Origin of the sequence: Streptomyces sp. NPDC096132 (assembly GCF_044763345.1) — a bacterium.
Classification (GTDB): domain Bacteria; phylum Actinomycetota; class Actinomycetes; order Streptomycetales; family Streptomycetaceae; genus Streptomyces.
Genome location: NZ_JBIWGA010000104.1, coordinates 1 through 1,235, shown reverse-complemented (window position 1 = coordinate 1,235; position 1,235 = coordinate 1). Strand labels below are relative to the sequence as shown.

Below are 1,235 nucleotides of genomic sequence, written 5' to 3'. Positions count from 1 at the left end.
TCGGCGATCCGGCCGGCCGTGAGCGCGGCCCGGGGCAGCTCGATCATGGTGCCGACCGGGCAGTGCACGGGCACGCCGGACTCCTCGGACACCTCGGCCAGGACGCGCTCCACCTCGGCCCGCTCGATGCGCAGTTCCTCGACGGCGCCGACCAGCGGCACCATGATCTCCGCCTCCGGGGAGCCCCCGGCCCGTACGCGATCCACGACCGCCTCGGCGATCGCCCGCACCTGCATGGCGACCAGCCCGGGCACCACCAGGCCCAGCCGCACACCGCGCAGTCCGAGCATCGGGTTCTCCTCGTGCATGCGGTTGACCGCGTCGAGCAGCTCGGTGTCGTGCGGATCCGGTACGGCACCCCGGGCCTCGGCGGCGGCGACGCGCACGGCGAGTTCGGTGCGGTCGGGCAGGAACTCGTGCAGCGGCGGGTCGATGAGCCGGATGGTGACCGGCAGAGCGTCCATCGCCTCGAGGATGCCGATGAAGTCCCGCCGCTGGAGCGGCAGCAGCGCGCCCAGCGCCTTCTCGCGCTCGCCCTCGTCGCGGGCCAGGATCATCGCCTCGACCAGCTTGCGGCGCTCCCCGAGGAACATGTGCTCGGTGCGGCACAGCCCGACGCCCCGGGCGCCGAACCGCCGGGCGCGGGCGGCGTCCTCGGGTGTGTCGGCGTTCGCCCGCACCTCCAGCCGCCGCACGCCGTCCGCCCGCTCCATGGCGCGGGCCACGGCCTCGACCAGCCCGGCGGACCGCTCGCCCGTCTCGAAGTACCGCATCACCGCGGAGTCGACCAGTGGAGCGGCGCCCAGGTACACGGCACCCCCGGAGCCGTCGACGGAGATGACGGTGCCCTCCTCGACGACCGTGCCACCCACGGTGAAGCGACGGGCCTGGGTGTGCACGGTGATCTCCTCGGCACCGCACACGCACACCGTGCCCATCCCGCGCGCGACCACGGCCGCGTGACTGGTCTTGCCGCCGCGGCTGGTCAGCACCGCCTGCGCGGCGATCATGCCCGGCAGGTCGTCCGGGGTGGTCTCCTGACGCACGAGCACGACCTTCTCGCCCGCCGCGGCCCGGCGGACCGCCTCGGCCGAGTCGAACACCGCCGCGCCGACGGCCGCCCCCGGCGAGGCCGGCAGTCCGTGCGCGAGCGCCTCGCCGACGGCCGAGGTGTCGAACCGGGGGAACATCAGCCGGGCGAGGCCTTCCCCGCTGACGCGGGCCAGACCCTCGTC

At 75.1% G+C, this 1,235-nt stretch carries 1 protein-coding gene; it reads right to left on the bottom strand.

Annotated elements, in window-relative coordinates; all coding sequences use genetic code 11:
* Nucleotides 1–1,235, bottom strand: a 1,235-nt coding sequence (locus ACIRF9_RS52720) for a putative PEP-binding protein (RefSeq protein WP_403837837.1), incomplete at both ends; no start/stop codon positions are given.